A 5,453-nucleotide genomic window follows, 5' to 3' on the forward strand; every position below is an offset into this window, starting at 1 on the left:
TGTCCTGTTCGGGATGGGAAGGAGTGGTTCCAACTTGCTATGGTCGTCAGGCATAACGGGTTGCCTGGCTGATTTTTGGGGTCAGCCGGGCGAATTCACAGAGTCGAATCGGTTTTGATTGCGTTGCTGAGTTTCGTATCGTTTTGGATACGGCGTTAGCATTCTTGATCGATTTGATCAAAATTATAGGGTCAAGCCTCACGGGCAATTAGTACTGGTTAGCTTAAAGCATTGCTGCTCTTCCACACCCAGCCTATCAACGTCGTGGTCTACAACGACCCTTCAGGGGGCTCAAGGCCCCGGCAGATCTCATCTTGGAACGAGTTTCCCGCTTAGATGCTTTCAGCGGTTATCTCTTCCGCACATAGCTACCCGGCGATGCCACTGGCGTGACAACCGGTACACCAGAGGTGCGTCCACTCCGGTCCTCTCGTACTAGGAGCAGGCTTCCTCAAATCTGCAGCGCCCACGGAAGATAGGGACCAAACTGTCTCACGACGTTTTAAACCCAGCTCACGTACCTCTTTAAATGGCGAACAGCCATACCCTTGGGACCGGCTACAGCCCCAGGATGAGATGAGCCGACATCGAGGTGCCAAACACCGCCGTCGATATGAACTCTTGGGCGGTATCAGCCTGTTATCCCCAGAGTACCTTTTATCCGTTGAGCGATGGCCCTTCCATACAGAACCACCGGATCACTATGTCCTGCTTTCGCATCTGCTCGACTTGTCAGTCTCGCAGTTAAGCACGCTTATGCCATTGCACTATTAGCACGATGTCCGACCGTACCTAGCGTACCTTCGAACTCCTCCGTTACGCTTTGGGAGGAGACCGCCCCAGTCAAACTGCCTACCATGCACTGTCCCCGATCCAGATAATGGACCTAGGTTAGAACCTCAAACGCACCAGGGTGGTATTTCAACGTCGGCTCCATGCGATCTAGCGACCGCACTTCAAAGCCTCCCACCTATCCTACACAGATCCGTTCAAAGTCCAATACAAAGCTACAGTAAAGGTTCATGGGGTCTTTCCGTCTTTCCGCGGGGAGATTGCATCATCACAAACATTTCAACTTCGCTGAGTCTCGGGAGGAGACAGTGTGGCCATCGTTACGCCATTCGTGCAGGTCGGAACTTACCCGACAAGGAATTTCGCTACCTTAGGACCGTTATAGTTACGGCCGCCGTTTACCGGGACTTCGATCAAGAGCTTGCACCCCATCAATTAATCTTCCGGCACCGGGCAGGCGTCACACCCTATACGTCCACTTTCGTGTTTGCAGAGTGCTGTGTTTTTAGTAAACAGTCGCAGCCACCTATTTTTTGCAACCCATTCACGCTTCGTTGTTCACTACACGCTACTAGGGCACACCTTCTTCCGAAGTTACGGTGTCAATTTGCCGAGTTCCTTCTCCCGAGTTCTCTCAAGCGCCTGAGAATACTCATCTCGCGCACCAGTGTCGGTTTGCGGTACGGTCGATTACAAGCTGAAGCTTAGTGGCTTTTCCTGGGACCCCGTTCGGTTACTTCGCGAGCAAGCTCGCTCGATCGACAGCCTCGGTATATGCGCGCCGGATTTGCCTAACGCACGCCTACTTCTGTCTAAACCGGCACTTCCAACCGCCGGATAACCTATTAAGATCCGTCCCCACATCGCACTTGTAATCGGTGCAGGAATATTGACCTGCTTCCCATCAGCTACGCATCTCTGCCTCGCCTTAGGGGCCGACTTACCCTACGCCGATGAACGTTGCGTAGGAAACCTTGCGCTTACGGCGAGCGGGCTTTTCACCCGCTTTAACGCTACTCATGTCAGCATTCGCACTTCTGATACCTCCAGCAGCCTTCACAAGCCACCTTCACAGGCTTACAGAACGCTCTCCTACCACGCACAGTAAACTGTGCATCCGCAGCTTCGGTAACTGGCTTGAGCCCCGTTACATCTTCCGCGCAGGACGACTCGATCAGTGAGCTATTACGCTTTCTTTAAATGATGGCTGCTTCTAAGCCAACATCCTGACTGTTTTAGCCTTCCCACTTCGTTTCCCACTTAGCCAATTTTAGGGACCTTAGCTGGCGGTCTGGGTTGTTTCCCTCTTGAGTCCGGACGTTAGCACCCGGTGCTCTGTCTCCCAAGCTGTACTCAACGGTATTCGGAGTTTGCCTTGGTTTGGTAAGTCGCCATGACCCCCTAGCCAAAACAGTGCTCTACCCCCGTCGGTAATACTTGAGGCACTACCTAAATAGTTTTCGGAGAGAACCAGCTATTTCCAAGTTTGTTTAGCCTTTCACCCCTATCCACAGCTCATCCGCTAGTTTTGCAACACTAGTCGGTTCGGACCTCCAGTACCTGTTACGGCACCTTCATCCTGGCCATGGATAGATCACTTGGTTTCGGGTCTACACCCAGCGACTGAATCGCCCTGTTCGGACTCGGTTTCCCTGCGCCTCCCCTATTCGGTTAAGCTTGCCACTGAATGTAAGTCGCTGACCCATTATACAAAAGGTACGCCGTCACCCTTGCGGGCTCCGACTTTTTGTAAGCATGCGGTTTCAGGATCTATTTCACTCCCCTCCCGGGGTTCTTTTCGCCTTTCCCTCACGGTACTTGTTCACTATCGGTCGATGATGAGTATTTAGCCTTGGAGGATGGTCCCCCCATCTTCAGACAGGATTTCACGTGTCCCGCCCTACTTTTCGCTAGCTCAGTACCACACAGGTCTTTTCACATACGGGGCTATCACCCACTATGGCCGCCCTTTCCAGAGCGTTCTGTTAAGTCTTGTGCTATCACTAGCAGGCTTCTCCGATTTCGCTCGCCACTACTTTCGGAATCTCGGTTGATGTCTTTTCCTCGAGCTACTTAGATGTTTCAGTTCACTCGGTTCGCCTCGCATACCTATGTATTCAGTATGCGATACCCTCGCGGGTGGGTTTCCCCATTCGGAAATCTCCGGATCAAAGCTAATTTGCCAGCTCCCCGAAGCTTATCGCAGGCTATCACGTCCTTCGTCGCCTATCATCGCCAAGGCATCCACCACATGCTCTTATTCACTTGACCCTATAACTTTGACGTCTCCTCAAGGAAGACTCCAAAATCACATCAAGAGAATGCTTGTCAGGTCTTTCACCTGACGCGTTCGCCGTATTCAACTCGATTTGAAACTCAAATTTCAAAGCTGAATTTGCTTTGACGCAATCAAAATAGTTGCCGACGGCACGGTGCACCTTGCGATGCTTTCCGTCGACAACTCTGATTTCGACTCTATGAATTTTTAAAGAACAGCCGACCACCAGAACCTCTCGGCCCCAGCGGACTTTGTTGATTCAGAACCAACATCGAAACGCTCTGCAACCAGAACGCTTCGATGTTGAATCCAGGATGTTGAACCCAGGCCTTGCAACCCAGGTGTCTTGGTGGAGGATGACGGGATCGAACCGACGACCCCCTGCTTGCAAAGCAGGTGCTCTCCCAGCTGAGCTAATCCCCCGACTTATCGCCTCTCGCTTGCAGGGAGCTAGCCTTTGGTGGGTCTGGTTGGTCTCGAACCAACGACCCCCGCCTTATCAAGACGGTGCTCTAACCAACTGAGCTACAGACCCAAGCCGGTCACTAGTAACCCGGAGTCTCCCCCCGAATCGCTGGCGACATCCCTTCAACAACCGATAAGTGTGAGCGTTCAAGCTTGACGTCTTGTTTTCCAGAAAGGAGGTGATCCAGCCGCACCTTCCGATACGGCTACCTTGTTACGACTTCACCCCAGTCACGAACCCCGCCGTGGTAATCGCCCTCCTTGCGGTTAGGCTAACTACTTCTGGCGAGACCCGCTCCCATGGTGTGACGGGCGGTGTGTACAAGACCCGGGAACGTATTCACCGTGACATGCTGATCCACGATTACTAGCGATTCCGACTTCACGCAGTCGAGTTGCAGACTGCGATCCGGACTACGACCGGCTTTATGGGATTGGCTCCCCCTCGCGGGTTGGCTGCCCTTTGTACCGGCCATTGTATGACGTGTGTAGCCCCACCTATAAGGGCCATGAGGACTTGACGTCATCCCCACCTTCCTCCGGTTTGTCACCGGCAGTCCCATTAGAGTGCCCTTTCGTAGCAACTAATGGCAAGGGTTGCGCTCGTTGCGGGACTTAACCCAACATCTCACGACACGAGCTGACGACAGCCATGCAGCACCTGTGTTACGGCTCTCTTTCGAGCACGAAGCCATCTCTGGCAACTTCCGTACATGTCAAAGGTGGGTAAGGTTTTTCGCGTTGCATCGAATTAAACCACATCATCCACCGCTTGTGCGGGTCCCCGTCAATTCCTTTGAGTTTCAACCTTGCGGCCGTACTCCCCAGGCGGTCAACTTCACGCGTTAGCTTCGTTACTGAGTCAGCAAAGACCCAACAACCAGTTGACATCGTTTAGGGCGTGGACTACCAGGGTATCTAATCCTGTTTGCTCCCCACGCTTTCGTGCATGAGCGTCAGTGCAGGCCCAGGGGATTGCCTTCGCCATCGGTGTTCCTCCGCATATCTACGCATTTCACTGCTACACGCGGAATTCCATCCCCCTCTGCCGCACTCCAGCCTTGCAGTCACAAGCGCCATTCCCAGGTTGAGCCCGGGGATTTCACGCCTGTCTTACAAAACCGCCTGCGCACGCTTTACGCCCAGTAATTCCGATTAACGCTCGCACCCTACGTATTACCGCGGCTGCTGGCACGTAGTTAGCCGGTGCTTATTCTTACGGTACCGTCATTAGCCCAGGGTATTAACCCAGACCGTTTCGTTCCGTACAAAAGCAGTTTACAACCCGAAGGCCTTCTTCCTGCACGCGGCATTGCTGGATCAGGGTTGCCCCCATTGTCCAAAATTCCCCACTGCTGCCTCCCGTAGGAGTCTGGGCCGTGTCTCAGTCCCAGTGTGGCTGGTCGTCCTCTCAGACCAGCTACAGATCGTTGGCTTGGTGAGCCTTTACCCCACCAACTACCTAATCTGACATCGGCCGCTCCAATCGCGCGAGGCCTTACGGTCCCCCGCTTTCATCCATAGATCGTATGCGGTATTAGCTGCTCTTTCGAGCAGTTATCCCCCACGACTGGGCACGTTCCGATGCATTACTCACCCGTTCGCCACTCGTCAGCGCCCGAAGGCCTGTTACCGTTCGACTTGCATGTGTAAAGCATGCCGCCAGCGTTCAATCTGAGCCAGGATCAAACTCTATAGTTCGATCTTGAATAAATGCCCTCAGGCCTAAGCCCTCGAGCAACTCAATAAAACGGAATTGAAGTGAAACTCACTTCAAACTGTTTCATGAGCGTTTGTTGTTCCGAAGAACTTGTCGACATCTCGACTCAAACGCCCACGCTTATCGGCTGTATCTTGTTAAAGATCCCAACACTCCGCAGCCTCGATTTCTCTTCAGCTACCTCGTTTTTTACGTCGT

Annotated in this window: 2 tRNA genes and 3 rRNA genes; all 5 read right to left on the reverse strand. The window is 52.9% G+C overall.

Annotated features, from left to right (window positions below):
* Positions 1-51 (reverse strand): 5S ribosomal RNA (gene rrf, locus ACYVHH_RS18320); the annotation flags it as partial.
* Positions 52-187: 136 nt separating this feature from the next.
* Positions 188-3,063, reverse strand: a 23S ribosomal RNA gene (locus tag ACYVHH_RS18325).
* A 354-nt stretch (positions 3,064-3,417) separates the two neighbouring features.
* Positions 3,418-3,493, reverse strand: a tRNA-Ala gene (locus ACYVHH_RS18330).
* 35 nt (positions 3,494-3,528) lie between these two features.
* Positions 3,529-3,605, reverse strand: a tRNA-Ile gene (locus ACYVHH_RS18335).
* 102 nt (positions 3,606-3,707) lie between these two features.
* A 16S ribosomal RNA gene (locus ACYVHH_RS18340) occupies positions 3,708-5,236 on the reverse strand.
* Positions 5,237-5,453 lie beyond the last annotated feature (217 nt).

This window comes from Hydrogenophaga aquatica (assembly GCF_054780915.1).